Source organism: Amycolatopsis balhimycina FH 1894 (assembly GCF_000384295.1).
Taxonomy (GTDB): Bacteria; Actinomycetota; Actinomycetes; order Mycobacteriales; family Pseudonocardiaceae; genus Amycolatopsis; species Amycolatopsis balhimycina.
In genome coordinates, this window is the sequence record NZ_KB913037.1 from 9,542,622 (window position 1) to 9,562,267 (window position 19,646).

The following is a 19,646-nucleotide window of genomic DNA, read 5'->3' on the forward strand; positions in this document are numbered from 1 at the left end:
GCGTCCATGACGTGCGGTTGGGCTACCTGTGGATGCTTAGTGCCCCCATCATCTCTCCTTCGGGATGCTCGATGATCTCTTTGCGGTGTCAGTACTTCCATTCGCGAAGCTCCGCCGCGAGGTCGACGAGCCGCGGATCACGGGGAGGTACCGCGATCTCGAAGTGCCCCTCGTCGGCGACGGTGCGGTAGCCACCCCAGGCGACGACTCCGTGGCATTCGGCCAAGATCGTGTGGACGGAGTTCAGCTGCGAGGGGAAGAAGTTGCCCCGCGTCCCGGCTGGGTACCAGCCCGGACGGATGTCCACGGCCGTGCCCGATGCGTGATTGTCCGAAGTGGAAGGCGGGAGCTGTTCGACAGGTATGTGGCCGACCACCTCGCCCGGCTGCACTACGTCGATCTCGTAGCAGTAGCGTCGTACGACATGTCCGAGCACGGTTTGCACCTCGCCGATGGACAGCGCGACCGACAGTCCTGTGCCGTCGATCTCCCGGGTCCAGACGGCGCCACCGATGTCAGCGTTCTTCTCGATGGGCCAGCCGTTGGTGCTGACGGCGCCGGTGCGCACCTGCGCGAGCCGGTCTGGGCCGGCCGGACCCGGCTGCTGCTGCGCCTCGGCGATACCGGTCGGCAACGGGGCCACGGTCGCCGCGACGGCCAAGCTCACGCCGACGCGCAATGCGGTGCGGCGGCTGACGTTGGTTCCCTGGTTCGCGGTCATCACGACGCCTCACGCAACGGCTTGTGGTACTTCTCGAACACTCGATAGAGGCCGAGCAGTTGCCGGCCGTAGTTTTCGGCCGCGTCCCCGGTTCCATTGTAGCGGGCCAGGGTTCGGCGGGTCTCGTCCTCGGTGAAGAACACGTCCGGCCGGCGGAGTCCGACGTCGGCCGCGCCTTCGATCAGTACCAGCGGCACTGTGCTGATGTTGTAGATGTTGTCCTCGTTCAGCTTGTGCCACACGGAGAGCCGGTCGTCGTCGTTGCCGAAGTCCATGATGGTGCCGCCGATGATGCCCTGGCGAATGCAGTGATTACGGGCACGGATGGCCGTGGCCGCGAAAATCTGCGCCAGCCCGGTGCTGCTGTCGTCTTTCAGCCCGAGGCGCACTGCGTCGTCGGCGGGTGGGTCTGCGATGTTCAGCTTGCGGATCTCCCACAGCAGTGGGCACTGGATCAGCGCCTTGCGCATTCGCAGTGTCCGCGCCAGCGAGGTGATCAGCCCGTCGACCGCGAGCGTCGCATTGTAGCTCTCCGTGGTGGTGTGCAGTGTCAATGCCTCGCCGCCGGGGCCTCCGGACTCGGGCACGTTGATCGACTCCAGATATGCCTGGACATCCCGCAGCATCGCGTCACGCCAGCTCATGTCGAAGCCGACGTCCAGTCCGAAGTAGACCTGCGACGAGAAGCTGTTCTGCCCGAGATCACGGCCGTTGGCGATGTTGTTGTCGATCTCGATGGCGCCGGTGCCCGAGCCGACCTGGACGGTGGCGATTTGGTCGAACGCCCAGTCGGAAGGCATCGGGAAGCCCAGGTTGCCGGAGAACCCGGTCGACATGTCGGAGACGAAGCTCCCGGTGCTGAGCCCCGCCGCCCGGACGCGGCTGCACACGTTGCGTGCCCCGTAGATACCGAGCGAGTACTCGGCACCGTGCTCGTCGAGGATCGTCTTGATGCCGGTGAAGTGCGGGATGACGTTCTCGGTGATCTGGTAGTCGAGGGCGTCGAAGTCGACGGCGAAGTAGATTCGGGTTCCCGCCTGGAAACCGTGGTAGCGGGCCCAGCTGATCGCCGCGAACGCGTCGCCCATGCCCTGCTCACGGCGGAAGTACGCCGCCTCGCCGCCGTAGGTTTGGTAGATCGGGAACACTCGCAGTCCCGCCGCGACGATCGTGTCCAGCTCGAACGGCTGGATCATCTTGTTCAGCGAGGATCCCGTTACGTTGCACAGGTAGCGTCCGACTACCTGATAGCCTGCGCTTCGCAGCGCCGCGGCGCGGAACGTGGTCACCTCGCTCACCGAGTCGCACGCCGTGCCGCGCCGCGTATCATCGCCGGTCGAAACCAGCAGCGACGCCCAGGTCGCGAAGTCGCCGTCACCGCTCTCAGGAAGGGCAACGAACCGCTGGAATTCCCGCACGCGCGCGGCGAGTTCACTGGTGAACGAAGTCGCGAACGCCACGCCGTCGCGTTGGTTGAAGATCATGGCGCCGCTGAACAGCTGCACCCAGCGCCCCGACGAGCCGACAGACAACTGGTTGCTGCGGATGCCGGCCTTGGTGGCGGGTCCGAACCGGCCGTTGGCGACGTCGTCGCTCATCCCGAGCTGGAACTGGATCGCCAGTAGCAGCGCCTTCTGCACGTCGCGTGAGAAGTGCCCGTCGCACGGGATGACGAAGAAGTCGCGGCGGGTGATGAAGGTGCCGTTGAGCCACTGCTGGACCGCGCGCACCTGGTCGCGGCCGTTGTTCACCACGACGTACGGGTCCATCGTCAACAGGCCCTTGAACACCTTCGGGACGAGCCCGTCGCCGGGGTAGGTGCCCGCGACGCCCATGTCCTGCTTGAGGCGCGTCACCGATTCCGCGACCTCGTCGTCGTAAACGCCCTTGAGGTCTCCGCCGGGATATCCCTTGCAGTACAAGCCGTACGCCACGATCCGGTTGACGTTGCCGTGCGTGTTCAGGCCGTCGATCACCGGAAACTGTTGCTGCAGCGTGGCGACAGTGGTCGGGCCGAAGGAATCCGACAACGCCGTGATCCCGAGTTCGTACTGCAGCGCACGGGTGAGCGCGTACATGACGGACCAGCTCGTCTTCCCGTCCTCGTCGAGCTTCGGGATGCCGGGTACGTTGTACGAGTTGATGAATCGCTGCGCCAGGCGCACCTTCTCGTCGGCCACGGGATCAACCCCGTCTTGGCGAACGGCAGTGCACGACGCGGAGAGCATTGGTCATGGTTTCCCCCACAGAATCCAGCTCGGCGGCGAACGTGGCACGTCCGAGCAACCCTAGTCTGCAAGACTAAGCCAGTCGCGAGCAGGGCTGTACAGCTGAACGGGTGATAGGCGCGAATTTGCCGAATTGTGCGAATGCTTCAGTCGGTCGGCCGACCGTTGCTGTTGCGGTTGAGCCAGACGGACACCGACGCACAGACGACCGCGCCGATGATTCCAGTGAAAAAAAGGGGGTTCACCCAGTCCGGGATTCCGGAACGCGTGGTGCCGTCCGCGAACAGGCAGGTGTTCTCCAGCGGGAGCAGGCTCGTCCGCATCCGCACGAAATCGGCGCCGTCGTACACGAGGCCTTGAGCGCAGGCTTCATCGGTTTCACCGATCAACCAGGTCAGGACCCCGAAGCCGTAGGCCAGCACGCCGACGACGAGCAGTGCCACGGCGCACAACCGCAGCACCATGCGGTACACATGCCACGCCGGTCTTGGTTTCATGTCGGGGAGCGTAACGGGCGGTTGGAGCAGCTTCTCCGCGAGGCCACCGACTCAGACTGGCAAGGCCTCCCGCGACACCGTTCGCGATACCGATCTCGGCGCTTCGCAAACGTTTTCGGGCAACGACTATTGAGCTCCAGGCGTTCATCGAAAAAAGAAACCGTCGACTCTCCAGAGTTTCCCGCTGCAATGCCGTCACAGTTGACGTGCGCCGGCGCGTCAACGTGTGTCGAGCGGGTGATGAGGCGCGTTGATCGTGAGCATGTCGGTGAACGTGGCCGAGGCAGCTCCCACGAAGGTCAGGCCTGCGTGACCGGCCGCCACGTCCACGGCAAGATCGTGGTCACGCGCCGCCAAGCGGTCACGCAGGCGAAGCATCCGGACCAGCTCGTCACGATCCCGCGCGGTCAACCTGACCGGCCGCTTCTTCTGCGAGGCCGCGAGAATCGTCCTTGTCCGGCAGGGAACGACCTGCCACACAACAGCATCCCAGCCACGCATGCCAGGACTAAGCAGCGACACGCTACTGGCTAATCGTTGAAGTCCGGGGCCCGCCGGGCACGGCGGGCCCCGGACTCCGATGGCGGGCGCGCTACCGGCCCAGCAACGGCGCCGCTGCCTTCAGCTGTGTTTCGGTCTCCGATCGGTACCGGTCCAGTTCGGCGTGGTGCTGGGAAACCAGCCGCTTCTGGTACGCGATGATGACCGCCAGCCACGTGCCGGTCACGTTCTCCGCGATGCGGCAGGCGACATCCGCGCGCGCGGTCGCGATCTCCTGCGCCGTGGGTTCACCGGCGCCGAAGACCGGATCGTTGTTGGCGGCCCACGGGTCGCGGTAGTCGAAGCCCGCCGCCGTCATGCAGGTGCGCCAGCGGCCAAACGCGGTGACCACCCGGCTGTCCGCCTCCGCGCGGGCGTAGGATTCCGAAGCCAGCGAGATCACACGGTTCTCCTGGCTCGGGTTGTGATCCGCCAGTTCGTGCTGCACCTGGGTCGCGCAGCCGCCGGCCGGAACCGGCACGCCGTTGACCGTGCTCTTGCCGGTGCCGCTCAGCACCCCCAGCGTCACGGCGTCCGGCGCCTTCTCAGCGGCTTTCGCCCGGTCCGTCGCGGCGATGTCGGCGGCGTGCGGGCTCTTGTACCCGAACCGCGCGGCGTCGCTGGCCGAGATCACGCCGATCGGCCGGTCGAAGTTCGGGGTGGCGGTGCGCTGGGGGAGCGGGTAGTCAATCCCGTACCGGCCCAGGCAGTTCCGGACGGCCTGGTCGTGGGCCAGGCTCAGGGTGAGCTGCTCGCCGGGTCGCGTGCGGTACGCGGCCAATGGGAACGATACGGCGGAATAAGCGGTGATCGCCGGGAGCGTGTCGATCGGCGGCTCACCCGACGGCGTCGGCGCGCCTGTGGCGACGCCGCAGCCGGAAACGCCGAGCGCGACCAGCGCCAGGGTGATGCGGATTCTTCTGCTCATCGCGGTCCTCCTCAGCAGCTCTGCCAGTAGTGGCTCGACGCCTCGTCGTTGTCGACTGTGCCGACCCAACTGACCTTCCCGTTGCCGGGGTAGACGAATTCGCTCGGCGTGAACCAGGTTTCGTAGGAATAGTTGGCGTACTTGAAGGACCGGAGACAGTTGTAGGTACCGGTCCCCCAGTTCTGATAGGAGCTGATCATGTCGTTGGCCGAGCCGTTGCGAATTCCGTTGAGCTGCAGGCAGGACCGTGGTGTGTTGTAGTTGCTGTCACTGCCCGCCCAGGCGCATTCCTTGGGTCCGTAGTCGACTCCTTGGTAGCCGCAGTAGTAGCTCAGGGCACAGGTCGCGGTGGCCGGTGGCGCACCGGCGACGGTCACCGCCGCCGCCCCGAGCGTGAGCGCCGCTGCGGCAGTCAGGGCACGTTTCATCGGACTTTCCTTTCTTCGGGACAACTCAGGGGTAACCGATTCCGTCGAGCTTGCGGCGGAGGACCATCGCGTACCCGGTCGTGCCGTCCCCGTTGGGGTGGAACGACTCGCGACTCAGGCAGGCACTTCGGAGAACCCGAAGCAGAACGGGCTGGGCTTGTCCCCGTTGTGGAAGTCGCCTTCGCCGTTCGCGTCGATCCTGATCTTGTGGAGCCATTCCGCTCGTTCCGTGAGCGGGAGGGCGGAGCCAGCCGGCGCGGCCGCACCTGGTGGCCCGCCGGGCGGCGCGGCGGCCGCTCCGCCGGCCGGCGCCACCAGGATGGCCGACGTCAGGCCGAGGGCGAGCAGAGCGATGGTCGTCCGGCGGCCCGGTGGCCGCGACGGTGAGCGCACGATGACTCCCCAGATGTTTCGCCGTTAGTACTAGCCCCCGAATAGTTTCCGTCGAAGAAATTCATCACTCCGATGGCAACGGACTCCGATTGCTGGTGTAACTCGTCGACGCCGCGGTTTCGGAAGAACCGTCACGTGGCGAAAGTCGTGACCCCATCCGCTGCCGACTTCCCGCAACGCTTTGCAGAAGTGCCCGTCGACATCGTGGTTCAGCACCATTGGCCCCGCAAAAACTTCATCGAGCCCCCAGACGAGGCTGACAAGTTACGCGTGCATCCGCCACGTCCGTTGGCGCCGACACTCGCTGGCGAACACGTAATTGGGCGAGTTCCGTGTCGGCTCCATCGGTCGTCGCGGCCGGCTGGCCAAGGTATTGCATAATTGGTAAGCCGCTTCGCCGACTGCGTGCGTGGAAGGTTTCGCGGCACCCCAGTCGGCACTGCGAGCGGATTTACGCCTTCGCTCAGCTCCGGCCATGGCACAAACCGTGTACCTCCCCTCGTGTGGACTCCACGGCAGGTTCGTGCCTGACTGTGGCGCTTCCCCGTTCCGGCGGCCGTTACGCCCACCTTCCGAGACGCTAGTCGGCGCGGCTGGCAGAGCCCTTGCGAAAGCTTGACGGGGCAGGTCACGGGCGCGATCAGGTGTTGCGCAGGATGATCTCCGGCGTGTCCGGAACGGGCTGCCGGAGCAATCCGGCGGCGTGGTCGCCGGTGATGGCGCCGATCTCGCGGAGGATCGTGATCGACCGGTGCCAGCAGGCGCGTGCCTGGCCGTGGTTGCCCACCAGGTGATGGACCCCTCCGAGGCCCCACAGCGCCTCGGCTTCCTGGTAGCGGTCGCCTGTGTCATGCGCCTGCGACGCACCGCGCTGGAACCAGCCGACGGCTTGGTCCGGTTGGCCCGCGCGGGACCAGGCCCAGCCGAGGTTGGCCAGCGCGACCGACTCGCCCGAGCGGTCGCCCACTTCCCGGTTGAGTGCAAGTGCGCGCTCGTGGCAATCGATCGCCTCGTCGAACCGCCGCAAGTGCTGGTGCACCAACCCCAGGTGGTTCTCGGTGGCCGCCAGGCCGTAGCGGTGGCCGATGTGGCGGCAGATGCCGGCAGCCTCCTCGAGGCACTCGAGCGCCTCGTCCAGGCGGCCCATTTGCCGCAGCGCGTACCCCAGGATGTTCAGGCAGGCTTGCGCGCTGCGAGGCTCGTCGAGTTCCCTCCACAAGCCGAGCGCGGCACGGCCACAGGCAATGCCCCGTTCCGGTTGCCCGGCGGTCGAGACGGAGGCCCACGCCACGTCCTGGAGAGCGAAGGCCTCCCCGCGCCGATCACCCAGTCGGCGGGCGACTTCGGCGGCGGCTTCACGCACGGGGATCAGCTCACGCCAATAACCTCTCAGATCGAACAGCCGATTCAGCACGGCGGTGAGCCGTACGGCGTGGGCGGGCGTGGGATCGGGCGCTTGAAGCGCCTGGCGCGCGACAGCCATCAGATTGGCGTGCTCGGCGTCGACCCAGGTGGTCGCCTCGGCCTCAGTGGTCAGCGAGAATCTGGCGCGCAGCTTTCGGGCCTGCGCCGACGAGTGGGCGGTGTGCGGGTTGACCAGGAGGTTGGCCTGCTCGGCGGCGTCGAGGTAGCAGTGCAGCACCCGGAGCAAGGCGTCGCGGCGGTCGTGTTCGGACTCCCGGCGCAGGGCGAGGTCACGGCCATACAACCGCAACAGGTCGTGGCAGTCGTAGCGGCCGGAGGCGGTCGAGTCCAGGAGGTGGTCGTCGACCAAACGCTCCAGCGCCTCGCGCGCGGCAACCCCCTCCACGTCCAGCAGCGCGGCGGCGATCGGCACGTCCAAGTCGATCCAGTCCAGCGCACCCAGCAACCGAAAAGCCCGTGCCGCGGCGCGGTCCACGGCATTGTCACTGGCCAGCAGCGCCTCGTAGCTGAGCGCGAATCCCGCCCGCACGGCCCGGTCGCCCGACCGCAGTTCGTCGAGCCTGCTCTGCTCGTCGGCGAACCGGTCGGCGAGCGTGGCGACATCCCACGTCGGCCGCGCAACCAGCCGGGCGCCCGCGATGCGCACTGCCAGCGGCAGACCGGCGCACATCCGGACCACGCCCATCGCCGTGTCCGGCTCTCGCTCCACCCGTTCGCGGCCGACCAGCCGGGACAGCAGAGTCAGTGCTTCCTCATCGGTCAGGACGTCCAGGTCAACGTGGTGGACGTTTTCCAGCGTCGAAGGCGTCGCGCGGCTGGTGACCACAACCAGGCAGCCGGGCGTACCGGGCAGCAGCGGACTGATCTGCTCCGCATTGCGCGCGTCGTCGAGCAGGAACAGCACACGTCTGCCAGCCAACAGCGAGCGGTAGGCGGCCGTCAGCTCCTGCTCATGCGCAGGGATATGACCATGCTCGGCGTCCAAGCCGCGCAACAGCCGGCCCAGGGCCTCCACAGGGGCGAGAGGTGAAGTGCTACCCCGCAGGTCGAGGTACAGCTGCCCATCCGGGAACCACTCGACCACCTCGTGGGCGAAGCGCACTGCCAAGCTCGTCTTCCCAACGCCTGCCATCCCGCAGATCACCACTACGGCCGCCGTCGCGGTCAGCCGCGCCTGCTCCCAATCAGCGCGTAGCGCCGCCAAGTGCAACGCGCGACCGGTGAAGTGGGCCGTATCGGCCGGAAGTTGACGCGGAATCACCCGTTCAGGTTTTCGGCCCCACTCGGCGACCTCGTCGTTCAACACGAGCTGGTGCAGTTGCCGCAGTTCCGGTCCGGTATCCAGCCCGAGTTCCTCCAGCAGAAGGCTGCGGATGTCCTGGTAAGCGCGTAGCGCGTCCGCTCGGCGTCCGGTCCGGTAGAGGGCCAGCACGAGCTGACAGGCGAGGCGTTCGTCCAACGGGTGCTCTGCCGCCAGAGCGGTGATGTCGGCGAGCACGTCGGTGTGCCGGCCCAATCCCAGCATCAGATCGTTGCGCTCCAACCTGGCGGCGTGCCGTTCGGCATCCAGGGTGGCGCGCAACTGATTGATCCACGGCGTGTCCAGTCCGGAGAATGCCCGGTCCCGCCACAGCGCCAGCGCTTCGCTGTAACCGGCTGCAGCCTGGTCGGCGTCGCGCGTCTGACGGGCGACCTGCACCAGCCGGCGGAACCGGTGCAAGTCCACCGTCTCAGGATCGACGGTCAGCACGTAGCCACCGGAGCGACGGACGATCGCGACGCCTTCCGCGGTGGCCAGCGCGTGACGGAGTCGGGATACGTAGCTGTAAAGCGTTGCGAGATTCGGTTGGGCGCCCTCCCAAACCCGGTCCGCCAATCGGTCGACCGGCAAGATATGGTTCGCCTCAACCAGGAACGTCACGAACAGACACCGTTGACGGACCGGGCCCAGCTCCACGGGCTGTCCACCGATGTCCGCCTCCACGGCTCCGAGCAGCCGGAACTCCACGTCTCAGCCCCCCAAGAGTTGTCCTTCCCGCACTCAACGGCTTACTCCGGCCGGGCGCCCAATTCAAGGGCACCCACCACCGCGCCGGTCCGAGCCTGGTGGGTCGTGCCAGGCCAGGTTCGAAGATCTACGTGCTATCCGACCGGACAGGCCTGCCCTTGACTGTCGGAATCTCCACGCCAACACGCACGACAGCCATACGCTCAAGTCTCTGGGCAAAGCACTCCCGGCTAGGAGAGCCTGAACGGGTGAGAGCAATCGGACACGTTCGCGGAATAGGCCATTGCCAGTGCTGAGAAGGAGACCCGGCGAGAATCCGCCTCGGGGTAGCAGTCCGAACGCGTCGCGGCCCTGACTTCGACGCGCGGATGCGGGAAGTCGGTGATCGTCGCCGAGTTCCAGAAGTGGCCAGCGGCGGGAAGGAAGGCGTCGATCGGCCACACTGGACTGCGGCCGCACGGGGACACCGCGGTATCGCGCGGAGGTTGCCGACTGAGGCCGCGCGCTCGCGCGGCCTCCTCGCCGCGCAGTGAGCTCCGTGGTGTCAACCGCGATGATGGCGGTGCGGAGCAGTCGCGACGATGCCGGCCTGCGCGCCCGGACTTGACCCCTCACTGCTGTGCTGGCCGATCATGACTGCCATGTGGGAGTCGCGCCTATGTTGGTCCGTTGTTGCCCGGACCCGCTTGCCAGCGGTTGTCAGGTGCTACTCAGGCTTCCGCGCGTCCCGTCTTGGATGCAGCCACGTTCAGGAAGCGTGGCCACCGCAATGAGGTCGGCTTCAGATGCCACATTTGGTCTAATACTGTAACGGCTGTTAAGCGATTTGGCGGCCCATCGTTCGTAGTGACTGGCGCGGGCTTGATATTGTCGTCGCCGGCGGAGGTATGGTCGGGCCCAGATGTGCTCGGCGGCGTCGGTGACACGCAAGACCAGTCTGGTGAGCAGGTGCCGGATCTCCGGTGGCGTGAATCCGATGATGCCAGGCATGCTGACAACAATTTCCCCTATAGCCACTGACGTTGTCGATCGACACGTGGCGGTGGTTGAGCGTGCGCCGGGCACCAAGCACTGCCCTGATGGGCTGGACGACCGGCGCTCGCCGGTGCTACAGATGAGACGTGCGGTATGCCCGGCAGTTGGGTCCTGAGCCGGAGCAAGGTTCCGGTGAGGCGCCTGCTCCGCGACAGCAGGTGGGTGCGCTATGGCTGGCGGGTGTCGGCGGCAACGGCGCGTTCGGGCGACTGGTCGTCCAACGGGACTCGCTGCTGTCCAGTCCGGCACCGTCCGGTCCGGCACCGTTGTCCAGTCCGGCGCCGTCGCCGGAGGCGTTGGTGTGCCGGCCGGAAGAGGCCCGGATGAATTCGTCGAACGTGGAGGTCGACGGACGGTCCGTCGCTGACGTGGGCGCTGACCTGCAAATCCGCAACCGCAACTACAGGCGGCTCGTGGACTTCGAGCGGGAAGGCGCCCAGTCGACCCAACGGGACGAGCAGAACTGGTACACCAACCTCGGTGTCACCGGCAGCGTCATCGACTGGTTCAACTCCGAGCACGAGACCGACCCGACGCGCTGGGCCCGGGTGTATCCGATGTGGGACCGGGCGGCCAGTGGGTTCGACGCGGCCATCTCCGGACAAGTCACCACGGCTGGGATCAACGACACCGGCCAGGCCAGCGTGGACGCGCGTGCCACGTTCGAGGAAGCCGCGCAGCTGACCAGCCAGTACCGCGACGAGTACCAGCGGTACCTGACGGGGTTCAGCCACTCCGCCGAGGGCATCCTCAGGGTGTCCACGATCGTTCGGGACGTGTCGTTCGCGACCGCGGTGGCGCTGGCTGTGGTGGTTGCCGCGCCGGTCGTGGCCGGTGCGTTGACCACGTTCGGCACCGGCACCTTGGGACTGAGCGCGGGAAGCACGGCACTCACCGCGTTCACCTACGGCGGTACGGCTGTGGGGATGGGCGCGTTGGGGGCCGGCATCGAGGGAACAGGGCAGGCGTTGGGCACGCTGGGTGCTCAGGCCAGCGCCGCGGTGGTCGACCTCATCCGCGGCAGTGAGCACGCCGCCGACAACTTCGACTTCGGCCAGGTCGCAGAGCAAGGCTGGGAAGGGATGCGCCGCGGCTTCGTCGACGGCGTCCTGGCCTTCGCCGGCGCACAGGCCGAGCGGGTGGCGGCCAGCTACGCCAGCCAGGCCGTCCGGGCCGCGCTCGGGCCCGCCAACTCCAGCCTGATGTCGTTGATCATCCGCCGAGCCCTGACCCGGGCGATCTCCGGCGGTGCCACCGGCTCGGTCATCGGCGCGCTGCAGGCCGGCCTGAACGCCGCCATCCAGGGACAGGACATGAACGGCATCATGACGGCGATGGAGCGTGGGTTCGTCGTCGGCGCGGCGGCAGGCACCACGTTGGGCGCGATCGGCGGCGGCTTCGAGGCACGCGGCGCGGACCGGCTGCGTCAAGCGATCCTGCCCCGCCTGCGCGCCGCCGCCGCCAATGGCTCCCCCAACGCCCAACTCCTGTTTGACCAACTGCAAGGCGAACTCGCGGCCAACCCTGGGATCGGCACCAACGACCAACTCCGCCGGGCGCTGCCGGGAGCATGGCGTGCGGTGCGTGACCCGGACGCCATCGCGAACGCGCTGGCCGACATCTGGCTGGAAGAGCACCTGCTCGGCCTCATGGCACCCCGGGACGCCGCGTCCCGTTACGGTCAAGCCGCCATGGTGTTGTCACGCCGAGCCGGTGCCCCCGTGGTCGTTCTGCCGCGTGGAACCAGCTTCTCCCCCGATGCGTTCTACAACGACGTCGTGTTGCGGGGAAACCGTTTCCTCGACCTGTCCGTGCTCGACATCTCCCCCGAGCACGGCGCCACCACCCACATGATCCAAGACCTCGTCGTCGACCGCGCACTGCACGGAACAGGGATGCGGTCCGAACAGCTGCGTGCCCTGTTCAGCGGAGCCACCGACAGCAGTGGCCGCAACATCGGCAACGACCTGTGGATAGAGATCTTCGACTCCATCCAGAACGGCCTCAACCAGCCAGAAGTCGTCTACCCGATCATGCGTGACGGACTCAACGGCCTGCAGTGACCGTCAATAAGGCCAGTTCACCGTCATGTATTCCTGGTACCCGGCCTTCAGGAACAGTGCTCGCCCCTGCGGCCCCACACTGGTGAAGCGGGTTCTCCGTCACGCCCGAACACCGCATCGCTGCGGATGTCCCGGGACGAGAACCTGTCATTGAAGCTGCGTGAGGTTCAGGTAGGTGCAGTTCTCCGTCCGGTTTGGAGGCGTGTTGGGCGCAGATCCCTCGTCGCTGCGCGAGCCCTGCCCAGGGCTCCGGATCCACGTTGCGGACCGATCACGGCGGCAACCGAACGTCTGGAAATGCCGATGAGAGAGTGAAATTCGTGGACCAGCAGCGCAACCTGAACCGTGACCCTACGATCTCCGATCGGTGTGCTCACCGATTATCATGAAGCTGGGCCAGGTCGGCGCGGATTTCGGTCATCAGCCAGTGGTCCTCGCCGAACAGCCGAGTGCCTTCAGTGAGGACGCTGTCGAACAGTTCGATTGCCGCCGACCTGTCGCCGGTGTCACTGATCCAGCCGGCCAACTGGGCCTTGGTCTGGAGTGTCGTCAGGTGTGTCTCACCCAGGATCTGTGTGGCATCCTCCACCAGCTCGCGCGTCAATTCGAGAGCCTTGACCGGGTCTCCTGCCGTGCCGATCGCGTTGGCATGGGTCCGACGGAACGGCAGGGTCTGCGCGTGTTTGCGGCCGTAGGCACGCTCGCTTTCGACGACGAGCTGATCCAAGATCGAGACTGCGGCGACGACATCTCCGGAGTCGAGCAGCGCTCCGCCCAGATTCCATGCTGTGTCGAGGACAAACGACCAGGAGGTCGTGTCGATCGCTTGGGCGTCTTCCAGCAACTCGCCGAACAATTCAGCGCCGGCCGCGGCCCCCTGAAGATGCCGTGTCCAGACGGCCGCTTCGAAGCGCGCATTCAGTGTCAGAGGATCTTGTGGACCGTTGTCTTCACTGGCAAGGGCGATCAGATCGTTGGCGATCGACAGTGCTTCCTGGTGCGCGCCACATGCTCCCAGTTGACGGGCAAGGGTGAGCCGGGCTTGCAGGACTTGGGGATGGGTCCGGCCCAGCACCGACTCGCCGTCCCGCACGACCTGCCGGATCATGCCCAGCGCACGCTCGGGATCGCCATGGCCACCGATTCGCTCCCCCAGCATCCACGCCAGGCTGTGCCGCATGGCGAGGAGGTCCTCGGTCGACACGCCCTCCTCGCTCTCGGCACGGCTGATGGTCAACTCGAGCAGGTCTGGAGCGTGGCTCTGGGCCGCGTCGTCCAGGATTTCCGCCAGAACAGCGGCTGCACGGTAGTGGCGGGAATCGAGAACGCGATGAAATGCCGGCTCAACGTGCTGTACGTAGCCGGCGTAATTCGCTCTCCAGGCGACTTCGACCACATCATCGGGGGCCAGCCGTTCCAGCAGCGTGCGCCACACCGCTTCCGGAATGGTCGGAGTCGCAGGATCCAGTGATGCTTCGTTCACCAGGTAGTCGAAAGCCTGATAGGTCTGCGGGTCGATCAAACTGCTGGTGGCGTGCAACGCCGCCGTCGCCCACTCGACGGCGTTCTCCCAACTGCCGGGGTGTAGTAACGCGCCACCGCGATCGGCGAGGTAGACCTCGTGCAAGGCCCGCAGCATGGGCAACTCCAGCGGACGGTGATACCCCGCGCGCCGGATGTCCACCGCCGCTGACACCAAGGCGGCTCCACGCGCGTCTCCATGAATGCGGTCGGCCGCGCGAGGTGTCGCGGACCACGCATCGTGCCAGTCGCGGAGCAGAGCAGGCCCGGCAGCCATCGTCTCGGCCACGCCATGCTTGTCCGCAACGACGACCGCCAGCGCGACACGCGGGTCTGACGATTCACGCGCCGCATTCACCTCGGTCGGTGACCATGTGCGGTCGAGGCGGACTTCCGCCGTCGCCGCATCGAGCACGTCACGCCCTGCGCGTACTGCCGTACGTTCGCTTGCCGGTCGTCCCGGGTCGTAGCGGGCGCTGAACTCGTCCCGGAGATGTGCCCGCAAGGTCGCCACCACCACCACTCGATCCCCGAGACCATCCAGGTCGGACCGGGTCAAGCCGTCCGCACCCAGGTACTCGTCCAGATCGTCGAGCCACAGCACACTGCGCCGCTTCTGTTTCGCGACAACGATTGCCGCTGCCAACGCAGCCGAGTCGATCGGCCGGACACAGGCGTGCTGGGGCAGACAAGCCCGCATCGCCTCATACGCGAGCCGGGATTTGCCGGCCGTGGAATCCCCCACGACGAGGACGAACCCACCCGCCTTCAGTGCAGCCTCGACATCCGGCATGCGATCCCGCGCCACGAACGGCGGGACCTGGTCGGCGTGACCGTCCGCATGCTTGAGCCATGCGGCAGGGTGCACACCCAGTCTGATCGGATCGCTGATCCGGTCCACGCGCTCGACGTACAACTTCTTCGAGCGGCTGGCGGCGCGTTCGGCGATGTGTGTTTTACCGCGTTCGGCGATCACCGCGACAACCGCACCAGCGGCAGCAACTACACCCGCCACTATCGCACCCGTGTAGATCTTGCCGACCGCTGTGAGTGCCGCGGTGATCATGGCCGCCGCGGTGACCAACCACCAGCCTCGGACTACCCGTGCCACCGAAGACTCCCGCCGATCGAGGAAACCACTCGGCTAACGCTACGGCGATATCGGCGTTGACAACACTCGCCCATGCCCCCCCCCTGGTTGAGCGCGCGGGGAGGCGCCGCCGGGACTGTTCCAAGATGGGCTGGGACAGCCCTGGTACACCCTCACCGACGACTTCGACGCCGTCCGCTCTCGTGATGCCGGAGGGCCCGGTGCGCCGTAGACGACGGTGCGCCGTGGCCGTTTGGGGGTGAACCGATCGTTGTCAGGGGCAGGGCGCTCGGGCCTGGCTGCCGCAGGTGAGCCGGGCCCAGACTGTCTTGCCGTCGGAGTCCGGGTTGTCGTGGACGCTCCAGGTGTCGGCGAGTTCGTGGATCACGGTCATGCCGCACTCGGAGACGTCGCCGGGGGAGCCCGATCGCGATGCGAGTGGGTGTGTGGGTGAGAGGTCGTCGACTTCGACGACGACCCGGCACGGCGTGGTCAGGGCGGTGATGCGGGCTCGGACCGGTCCACCGCCGTGGAGGTAGGCGTTGGCGGCCAGTTCGGGCCGGATGGATGAACGGCTCGTGATCGCGTGCGGCGACGGGCGTGCTCATGACAGTTCCAGTTCTTCGATCACGATGTTCACTGCCGCGGCCGGTACAGCAAGGTCAGCATCCGGGACAGGATCGCTGGTGGGCGGGTGAGTGTGAGCGGTGCCGTGTCGGGCTGGTGGCGTGCGGCGTCGACCAGCATGGCAGCGCCGCGGGCGTCGATGAACGTCAGGTGGGACAGATCCAGCAGGGCGGGCGCCGCGTTGGCGGTCGCTGCTTCCAGGGCTCGCTGCCAGATGTCGCGGGTGCTCAGGTCGACATCGCCGATGACCTGCACCCCTCGCCCTCCAGGGAGCCGGGCCATCTGCAACTGGCTGCGATGGGAATCAGTCACCCCTGCAGCTGACTGCCGGGTAGTCGACCACGTTCTGGTCCACGCCTGATGACTACGCCGGCCGCCGGATCGCGCGCAGTCGAGCGGTCCGGCGGCCGCGAGCTGAGTGGCGCGCTCAGGGTGTGTGATCGGGTGCGGCGGTGCGGGTGAGGTCGAGTTCGGCCCACACGGTCTTCCCCGTGGGGCGTTGCCATTGTCCCCAGGACACGCTCATGGCGGCGACCAGTTTGAGGCCGTGCCCGCCGTCGGATGAAGGTGGCCGTGGGCAGGCGGGGTCGATGCAGGTGTCGTCGACTTCGACGGAGAGCCAGTCGCGTTTGCGCAGCAGGCGGACTTGACGGGGTGGCTTCCCGTGCCGGAGAGCGTTGGAGGTCAGCTCGTCGACGACCATGAGTGCGTCGACCCGCTGGTCTTCGGGCAGGTCCTGCAGCAACCGCTCGGCCCAGGCGCGCACCCTTGCCAGCTCGGCGAGGTCGTCGGTGACCTCGAGAGCGACCACGCGCAGTGAGTCGTCCAGCTCCGTTGTCTGCTGTTCGGTCGGCATCGGGGCGGGACCCCTTCCTGATCCGCGGCTCCGCGTCTGTTTCGAGGAGTCGATGTCGGGGTTGGTTACCCGGTGGCCGAGACGGTGAACCCGCTGTCGGACTGTGAAGGTCGAGACCGAGGACGTCGCCGACGCTGTCCGCGGCGGGGGCCCGGAAGTGCGCGCGACATCTGTTCCCAGCAGCTAATATTCGGTCCGTTTATTTCGTCCTGCTTCTCTTGTAACACAAAGATATTGAAAAGCGACGATTCGTGAATAAGCTGTTGCATGGTTCCCGTGTGGACTCTGGCGCGTAAACAACCATCGCGGGAGGGTTGTGGTGCTTTGGGAACCGGTCGTTTTGGACCTCGGTTGGCTCCGTCGATCTGCCACTGTGCGCGTGCACGTCGACGCCGTCGTGAACGTTCGCCTGTTGAGTGCGCAGAATGTTGAGCGTTATCGACGTAGGAGCGCCTATCGGATGATGGGAGGCGTCGCGACGACGCCGCAGCTGGACATTGAAGTCCCCTCTGACGGGCATTGGTACATCGCCGTCGATACCGACGGATTGGCTGCCGGAAAATTTCAGGTGGAGGTCACCGTCGTCTCGTGACATCCGTGGTGCCGACCGCGAAGAGCTGCCAGGGGCAGATGACAGGAGCGCAGACAAGTCATGGACGACCGGCGCCCCTGACCATGGGATTACACGAACTGGCTCGCGAGCGGGGGTTGATGCCGGGTTATGTCTGCGAGAGGCTAGCGGGGTAAACGTCCAAGAGAACCAGCGCCCAGACGGTCTTGCCGGGGGCGTCGGTGCGGACGCCCCGGTCTAGTGACAGCTGACCGATCAGCCGTAACCCGAACCCGGTCGAGCACGTTCACGGTGCGCGTCACCGGTTCGCCCCACCTGGTGGCGGTGACGTTGGTGACTCGCTGAACTGACCCTGCCGGCTGGCTTGTGCCCCGGAGCCGCCGATGCGGTAGACGTCGTAGGAGGCCGCGACGGCGAGTACGGCGATCACGAATGCCGCTCTCGCCGCCTCACCGGGGAACGTCGTGAGCTTGCCGCACCGAGGACCGTCGCCGGCCTCCGCCGCCGCTCGCCGGTCACTCGACCCTGGTGACCGTCGTCCGGCAGAGGCCGGCCGGGTGGCTGATGTGGCCGCTCGCGTCGTTCCGCTTCGTCCTGGCTTTGATCGGGATCCTCGTGTTCGTGGGGTGGTGATGTGGGGTGATGAGCGTGTCGTCCCGTGTTCGCGGCCGCCGGCTTCGCTGTCCTGGCCTTGACGGCGGACTACCGGCTTGCGCTTCTCCTGTCGTTGTTCGCGAGGACGTAGTGCCGAGTAGGTGCCGTTAACCTCCGGATAACCTTGATCCAGGTGCTCAGGACAGGTATCGACTTGCCATCGTTACTACATTGGTGTAGAAGTAGTAGGCAGCACGTGGCTCCTGAGCGTCGCTCGTGCCGTCCCGGTGAATTTCCCGGACCGCAGGATAGAGTGTCCATTGTGGATCGCGTGGGCGTCATCGGAGTGAAATCTCCTCCCTCAAAGGATTTCTGTCGCGCTTGTCAGTTGGATCCGCGAAAACACCGTTGGCAGAGCATGTTTCGTGCCGTCACGGTCGCATTGCCGTGGACTTTCGTTACGAAGTGCGGGAAATCCGTCTGAACCACTCGTGTCGCCCAGCCGTGTCCCGGAGGTGAGGTGGCGACCAGAGAGGAGGGGCCCACATGCCCCGCTTGCGTAGTTCCGGCCGACACCGCAAACAGGCGACGATCGGACTCGCCGCCCTGTTGGGAGTTGCGGGAGTCACCGCGACGGTGCTCGCGTTGAGCAGCCCGGACGGCAACGCCGCCACGGCCCAGACGGCGAGCTGTCAGGGTCTCGAGACGGCGTTACAGAACAATCTGACCTTCATCGCGGGGCAGAAGGCGAACCCGGACGTACAGCCCGCCGCGAGGATCACCAACCGGCAGGCGGTGGCGGATCTGATCCAGCAAAGGCTGACGGCCGCGGGGTGCGCGGCGAAGGGCGCCGCCGCGGTCAAGGCGGCCGCGGCCGCCTTGAACTGCGCGGCCAATGACGCCGTGGCTGCAGCCGGCCAGAGCGCGATGGCCGACCCCAGCGCCGCTGCCGACGGTATGGCCAGTCAGCAGGGCATGGCGAACAACAACGGTATGGCTCACAACGGCAAAGGTATGGCGAACCAGAACGGGATGGCCGCCGATCAGAACGGTGCGGCCGCGGGCGACAACGCCGCTGTCAACGGAGCCGATTGCGCCGCGCTGGCAGCCTGCCAGGCAAGCGCTGCCGCAGCTGATCCCAATGTCGCGGCCAACGGGATGGCCGCCGATCAGAACGGCATGGCCGACAACAACGGCATGGCGAACCAGAACGGCGCCGCCGCCGACCAGAACGGCATGGCCAACAACGGCATGGCCAACAACGGCATGGCTGACCAGAACGGCATGGCCAACAACAACGGCAAGGTCGACCAGAACGGTGCGACCGCCGACCAGAACGGTGCGGCCGCCGACAACAACGTAGTCAACGCTGCCGACTGCGCTGCTCTCGAGGCTTGCCAAGCCAACGCGGCCGCCGTTGATCCCAATGTCGCGGCCAACGGGATGGCCGCCGATCAGAACGGCATGGCGAACCAGAACGGCATGGCCGCCAAGGACAAGGCTGCGGCCAAGGACAAGAAGGCTGCCAAGGACGACAAGGCTGCCGCCGAGAACAAGGCCCAGAACAAGAAGGACGCCGCGAAGGACAAGAAGAATGCCGCGGCGAAGGACCCGAACGCCGCAGCCGGCGAAGCGGCCGCCGATGCCAATTGTGCCACCGCGGCCAATGATGGTCTGGCCCCGGCGGCCGGCGCCGCGGACCAGTCCGGCGCCGCGGCCGCGGGTGACGTCGTTTGCAAGGGAGCGACAGTGACGCTGTCGGGCGAGTCGGGTGCACCCGCCGCGGCCAGCAACCAGTTCCCGGTCGGCACCATGCTGAAGGTCACCAACCTGGACAACGCCAAGTCCATCACCGTGCCGGTGACCGCGACGTCCGGCAGCTGCGCGCTGCTGAACAACGCGGCGTTCGCGAAGATTCACCAGCCTGGCAAGCAGCTGATCCGCAAGGCGAAGATCGAAAAGGTCGGCTGACGGCGCGAACCGGGGCGCGGGCATGAGCGTGAACTGACGCCCGTCCCCGGTAGCCGGCAGGTCCGGCGCCGAGGGAGGTAAACGGACGGTCAAACCGGTGGGGCAGTGCGCCTTGGCGGGGGTCCGGTTCGCTACTGTTCGATCCGCGCA

Annotated in this window: 14 protein-coding genes and 1 pseudogene; 4 read left to right on the plus strand and 11 right to left on the minus strand. The window is 66.6% G+C overall.

From position 1 onward, the window contains the following. Window positions 1-88: 88 nt before the first annotated feature. From A3CE_RS0144020 to A3CE_RS52705, 8 genes are all read right to left on the minus strand, one after another. Complete coding sequence (locus A3CE_RS0144020) at window positions 89-721, minus strand: M15 family metallopeptidase (protein ID WP_020646505.1); 633 nt, start codon at window positions 719-721, stop codon at window positions 89-91. Next, a complete protein-coding gene (locus tag A3CE_RS0144025; protein WP_020646506.1) occupies window positions 721-2,901 on the minus strand; it encodes a glycoside hydrolase domain-containing protein in 2,181 nt (726 codons plus the stop codon). Before A3CE_RS0144025 ends, A3CE_RS0144020 begins: the two co-directional genes overlap by 1 nt. A 194-nt stretch (window positions 2,902-3,095) precedes the next feature. Further along, window positions 3,096-3,413, minus strand: coding sequence for a hypothetical protein (locus tag A3CE_RS0144030; RefSeq protein WP_185839859.1), 318 nt, complete (start codon window positions 3,411-3,413; stop codon window positions 3,096-3,098). A 252-nt stretch (window positions 3,414-3,665) separates the two neighbouring features. After that, window positions 3,666-3,947, minus strand: coding sequence for a hypothetical protein (locus tag A3CE_RS0144035; protein WP_020646508.1), 282 nt, complete (start codon window positions 3,945-3,947; stop codon window positions 3,666-3,668). Between the two features lie 91 nt (window positions 3,948-4,038). Next, window positions 4,039-4,914, minus strand: a complete 876-nt coding sequence (locus A3CE_RS53800; protein ID WP_020646509.1) for a hypothetical protein — start codon at window positions 4,912-4,914, stop codon at window positions 4,039-4,041. A gap of 11 nt (window positions 4,915-4,925) precedes the next feature. Beyond that, window positions 4,926-5,342 (minus strand): hypothetical protein, encoded by a 417-nt coding sequence (locus A3CE_RS0144045; protein WP_020646510.1) that lies wholly within the window; start codon window positions 5,340-5,342, stop codon window positions 4,926-4,928. Window positions 5,343-5,456: 114 nt separating this feature from the next. Then, window positions 5,457-5,735, minus strand: a complete 279-nt coding sequence (locus A3CE_RS0144050) for a hypothetical protein (RefSeq protein WP_020646511.1) — start codon at window positions 5,733-5,735, stop codon at window positions 5,457-5,459. 640 nt (window positions 5,736-6,375) lie between these two features. Next, window positions 6,376-9,168 carry an AfsR/SARP family transcriptional regulator gene (locus A3CE_RS52705; RefSeq protein WP_020646512.1) on the minus strand — a complete coding sequence of 931 codons (2,793 nt, stop codon included), beginning with the start codon at window positions 9,166-9,168 and terminating at the stop codon, window positions 6,376-6,378. An 83-nt stretch (window positions 9,169-9,251) separates the two neighbouring features. On the opposite strand from A3CE_RS52705, the pseudogene A3CE_RS59045 reads away from it, so the two are divergent. Both A3CE_RS59045 and A3CE_RS0144060 read left to right on the plus strand, forming a co-directional pair. After that, window positions 9,252-9,400 (plus strand): annotated as a pseudogene (locus A3CE_RS59045) (IS5/IS1182 family transposase); the annotation flags it as partial. A gap of 889 nt (window positions 9,401-10,289) precedes the next feature. Beyond that, a complete protein-coding gene (locus A3CE_RS0144060; protein ID WP_125592167.1) occupies window positions 10,290-12,266 on the plus strand; it encodes a hypothetical protein in 1,977 nt (658 codons plus the stop codon). Window positions 12,267-12,639: 373 nt separating this feature from the next. On the opposite strand, the gene A3CE_RS57040 is transcribed toward A3CE_RS0144060, so the two are convergent. The 3 genes from A3CE_RS57040 to A3CE_RS0144085 form a co-directional block, all read right to left on the minus strand. Next, complete coding sequence (locus tag A3CE_RS57040) at window positions 12,640-14,853, minus strand: tetratricopeptide repeat protein (protein WP_125592169.1); 2,214 nt, start codon at window positions 14,851-14,853, stop codon at window positions 12,640-12,642. Window positions 14,854-15,513: 660 nt separating this feature from the next. Then, on the minus strand, window positions 15,514-15,759 hold the full coding sequence (locus tag A3CE_RS0144080; protein WP_020646516.1) for an STAS domain-containing protein: 246 nt from the start codon (window positions 15,757-15,759) through the stop codon (window positions 15,514-15,516). A 172-nt stretch (window positions 15,760-15,931) separates the two neighbouring features. Beyond that, window positions 15,932-16,360, minus strand: coding sequence for an ATP-binding protein (locus A3CE_RS0144085; protein ID WP_020646517.1), 429 nt, complete (start codon window positions 16,358-16,360; stop codon window positions 15,932-15,934). 319 nt (window positions 16,361-16,679) lie between these two features. On the opposite strand from A3CE_RS0144085, the gene A3CE_RS0144090 reads away from it, so the two are divergent. Continuing rightward, a complete protein-coding gene (locus tag A3CE_RS0144090; protein ID WP_260473795.1) occupies window positions 16,680-16,952 on the plus strand; it encodes a DUF1883 domain-containing protein in 273 nt (90 codons plus the stop codon). A gap of 1,119 nt (window positions 16,953-18,071) precedes the next feature. Further along, a complete protein-coding gene (locus A3CE_RS0144105; protein ID WP_026469446.1) occupies window positions 18,072-19,496 on the plus strand; it encodes an RlpA-like double-psi beta-barrel domain-containing protein in 1,425 nt (474 codons plus the stop codon). Window positions 19,497-19,646 lie beyond the last annotated feature (150 nt).

Excerpts from the sequence above, each read along its gene's own strand:
- A3CE_RS0144045 (WP_020646510.1), bottom strand. The coding sequence starts at position 5,342 with ATGAAACGTGCCCTGACTGCCGCAGCGGCGCTCACGCTCGGGGCGGCG.
- A3CE_RS53800 (WP_020646509.1), bottom strand. The coding sequence starts at position 4,914 with ATGAGCAGAAGAATCCGCATCACCCTGGCGCTGGTCGCGCTCGGCGTT.
- A3CE_RS0144105 (WP_026469446.1), top strand. The coding sequence starts at position 18,072 with ATGCCCCGCTTGCGTAGTTCCGGCCGACACCGCAAACAGGCGACGATC.
- A3CE_RS57040 (WP_125592169.1), bottom strand. The coding sequence starts at position 14,853 with ATGATCACCGCGGCACTCACAGCGGTCGGCAAGATCTACACGGGTGCG.
- A3CE_RS0144030 (WP_185839859.1), bottom strand. The coding sequence starts at position 3,413 with ATGGTGCTGCGGTTGTGCGCCGTGGCACTGCTCGTCGTCGGCGTGCTG.
- A3CE_RS0144035 (WP_020646508.1), bottom strand. The coding sequence starts at position 3,947 with ATGCGTGGCTGGGATGCTGTTGTGTGGCAGGTCGTTCCCTGCCGGACA.
- A3CE_RS0144085 (WP_020646517.1), bottom strand. The coding sequence starts at position 16,360 with ATGCCGACCGAACAGCAGACAACGGAGCTGGACGACTCACTGCGCGTG.
- A3CE_RS0144020 (WP_020646505.1), bottom strand. The coding sequence starts at position 721 with ATGACCGCGAACCAGGGAACCAACGTCAGCCGCCGCACCGCATTGCGC.